This window comes from Butyricicoccus sp., from assembly GCF_050872565.1.
In the GTDB taxonomy this organism is placed as follows: Bacteria; Bacillota; Clostridia; order Oscillospirales; family Butyricicoccaceae; genus Butyricicoccus_A.
The window spans coordinates 1-3,054 of record NZ_JBNMHC010000281.1 but is presented as its reverse complement, the minus strand read 5'-3'; the positions used below and the strand labels follow the sequence as shown (position 1 = coordinate 3,054).

Sequence of the window (3,054 nt, the reverse complement as noted above, 5' to 3'; positions counted from 1 at the left end):
AGCACATATAAAGTAGCTGTTCAGGAGGAATACCGTTTCTTTAGCTTCGGTGACTCCATGCTGATTTACACCAACAAGGAGGACAACCATGTTTAAGATTCTCAAGACAGAAGGCCGTGCGCGCCGCGGCGAATTCACCTGCGCACATGGCACGGTACAGACGCCGGTATTCCAGAACGTCGGCACACAGGGTGCCATTAAAGGCGCTGTTTCCGCCAAGGATTTAAAAGATCTTGGCTGCCAGATTGAATTGTCCAATACCTATCATCTGCATATCCGTCCAGGCGATCAGGTCGTTCGCGCTATGGGCGGTCTGCATAAGTTCATGAACTGGGATGGTCCAATTCTGACCGACAGCGGCGGATTTCAGGTATTCTCCCTTTCTTCCCTGCGCAAAATTAAGGAGGAAGGCGTATACTTCTCTTCTCATGTCGATGGACGCAAGATTTTCATGGGTCCGGAAGAAAGTATGCAGATTCAGTCCAATCTCGGTTCGGATATTGCTATGGCATTTGATGAATGCTGTGAAAATCCGTCTCCGTATGAATATGTCAAGGCATCCTGCGAGCGCACTACGCGCTGGCTGCATCGCTGCAAGGCAGAAATGGCTCGCTTAAACAGCCTGCCGACAACGGTCAATCCGAAGCAGATGCTGTTCGGTATCAATCAGGGCGGCACCTATGACGATCTGCGCATTGCCCATATGAAGGCAATTGCAGAATTGGATTTGGATGGTTATGCTATCGGCGGTCTGGCTGTCGGTGAATCGACGGAAGTCATGTATCATATCTTGGATGAAGTCGTTCCGTATGCACCGGAAAACAAGCCGCGGTATCTGATGGGCGTGGGTACGCCATCCAATATCATCGAAGCGGTTTGGCGCGGCGTTGACTTCTTTGACTGCGTCATGCCGACCCGCAATGCGCGTCATGGTCATCTGTTTACTTGGGATGGCATCCGCAATCTGAACAACGCCAAGTATCAGCTGGATGATAAGCCGATTGATGAGCACTGCCATTGTCCGGTTTGCCAGAATTACAGCCGTGCTTATGTGCGTCATCTGCTCAAGTCGGGCGAGATGCTCGGTCAGCGTCTGACCGTTATGCACAACCTGTGGTTCTATAACAACCTGATGGTTGAAATTCGCAAGGCGCTGGATGAAGGCCGTTTTGCAGAGTTCCGCGAACAGTGGAGCGAAAAGCTCGGCAAGCGTATCTAATTTTACTGCATAGACAAAAAACTCCCTTTCAAGCGAAAGGGAGTTTTTTTGCACTTCTCGTATTTTTTATAAATACGTGTGTTTATATTGTTCTCGAACTTCTTCCGGAACCAATTTGCCGCCAGTCGCCCACGCGATGTGAATCGCCTGCGGCATCTGTTCTATTAGATTATTTTTTTTGAGATAATTCTGCATAACCGGCTGTGCAAAATATCGCAGACCCGCAAACGCCGCACAGGAGCTTGGCTCTATGAAAATGTTCTCCGTATCCATCAATTCTCGCATGTAGTCATAGAGATGAACATCTGCCACCGTGCAGGCTCCGCTGAGAAGCGGCTTCATCACACCGCCGACAAATCCCGATGGGCGTCCGACAGCTAAACCATCCGCGTGTGTCAAGCCAGTCAAACCGATGTCTTTGACACAAATCTCGTTGTTGAGGCCTGTTGCCATACCAAGCAGCATACACGGCGCCTGTGTCGGCTCGACAAAGAAACAATGTACTGCGTCGCCAAATACTTGTTTGAGTCCAAAGGTGATGCCGCCCGGTGCGCCGCCGACACCACACGGCAAATATACAAACAGCGGATGCTGCTCATCCGGCGTAAGTCCCATCGTTTTCAATTGTTTTTTCAATCGCTTTGCCGCAACGGCATATCCCAAAAACAGATTTTTAGAATTTTCATCATCTACAAAATAACTGTTTGGATTGGCATCCGACAGTGCTCTTCCCTGCTTTACCGCATTGGAATAATCACTCTCGTATTCTTTTACCGTCACGCCATACTCGCGCAGCAGGTCTTTTTTCCATTGCCGCGCATCCGCAGACATATGTACCACGGTTTGATAGCCGATAACTGCACTCATAATGCCAATGCTCAAGCCCAAATTCCCCGTTGAGCCGACTTGTACCGCATATTGCTGAAAGAATGCTTTGTTATCTACCAAGGCTTCGTATGCCTTCGCATTGCCGTTTTGTACGTCTTGTTCGCTGAGCAATCCATGCTGTAATGCTAATTCTTCGGTATGCTTTAATACTTCATAAATACCGCCGCGTGCCTTGACAGAACCCGCAATTGCCAAATCGCTGTCTTGCTTTAACACCAGCGTTCCGTCTATCTGCATCTGTTCTTTTTCTTGTAAATCGCGCTGCATCTTAGGAATGCGAACCAGCGGTGATTCAATGATTCCCTGCGCCGGAATTGTCTCCGGGAAGTGCTTCATGATAAACGGTGCAAATCGCTGCAACCGCTGTTCTGCGTCATCAATATCCGCCATGGTCAAATCCAGCTGTGCCCGTGCAAACGGAACTTTATCTGGATTGATCCACAAGATTTCTTTTTCTTCCTGCAAATCACGAACAATCGGGTTGTTTTTGACTTTTTCCATATCCAGCACTTATAGTCCCTCCCGTTTTAACTGTTCTAACAATCCACGGCAGCCTTCATTGACATCCTGCCAAGTATCTTCAAAGTTTCCCGTGTACCATGGGTCAGCAACCTCTCCCGGACGATTGGTATAATCCATCATCGCATGAATTTTGCCTTCTTCATCTCCACCACACATGCGGCGCATATTGCGCAAATTGGCATGATCCATGCCAATCAGCAAATCAAATGCTTCATAATCCTGACGCCGTAACTGTCGTGCTCTTTTCCCCGCACAGCTGATGCCGTGCTCTGCTAATTTTCTCCGTGCCGGCGGATATACCGGATTGCCGATTTCTTCTGTGCTTGTCGCTGCAGACTCAACATAAATCTTGTCTTGCAGCCCCGCCGCCTGTACCATGTCTTTCATGACAAACTCCGCCATCGGACTGCGGCAGATGTTGCCGT

At 48.9% G+C, this 3,054-nt stretch carries 4 protein-coding genes; 2 read left to right on the top strand and 2 right to left on the bottom strand.

Annotation, left to right across the window (positions count from 1 at the left end):
* Both ACR0P9_RS10070 and tgt read left to right on the top strand, forming a co-directional pair.
* The coding region (locus tag ACR0P9_RS10070) for an S-adenosylmethionine:tRNA ribosyltransferase-isomerase (RefSeq protein WP_432619761.1) at positions 1-96 on the top strand (96 nt) is incomplete at its 5' end.
* Positions 89-1,219, top strand: a complete 1,131-nt coding sequence (gene tgt / locus ACR0P9_RS10065; protein WP_432619757.1) for a tRNA guanosine(34) transglycosylase Tgt — start codon at positions 89-91, stop codon at positions 1,217-1,219. The genes ACR0P9_RS10070 and tgt, both read left to right, overlap by 8 nt.
* A 66-nt stretch (positions 1,220-1,285) precedes the next feature.
* On the opposite strand, the gene ACR0P9_RS10060 is transcribed toward tgt, so the two are convergent.
* Together ACR0P9_RS10060 and ACR0P9_RS10055 are read right to left on the bottom strand one after the other, a co-directional pair.
* Positions 1,286-2,608, bottom strand: a complete 1,323-nt coding sequence (locus tag ACR0P9_RS10060) for a D-serine ammonia-lyase (protein ID WP_432619759.1) — start codon at positions 2,606-2,608, stop codon at positions 1,286-1,288.
* 9 nt (positions 2,609-2,617) lie between these two features.
* The coding region (locus ACR0P9_RS10055) for a low molecular weight protein-tyrosine-phosphatase (protein WP_432619755.1) at positions 2,618-3,054 on the bottom strand (437 nt) is incomplete at its 5' end.

What these genes read in the sequence shown, in the direction of transcription:
- tgt (WP_432619757.1), top strand. Translation starts at nt 89, where the DNA reads ATGTTTAAGATTCTCAAGACAGAAGGCCGTGCGCGCCGCGGCGAATTC.
- ACR0P9_RS10060 (WP_432619759.1), bottom strand. Translation starts at nt 2,608, where the DNA reads ATGGAAAAAGTCAAAAACAACCCGATTGTTCGTGATTTGCAGGAAGAA.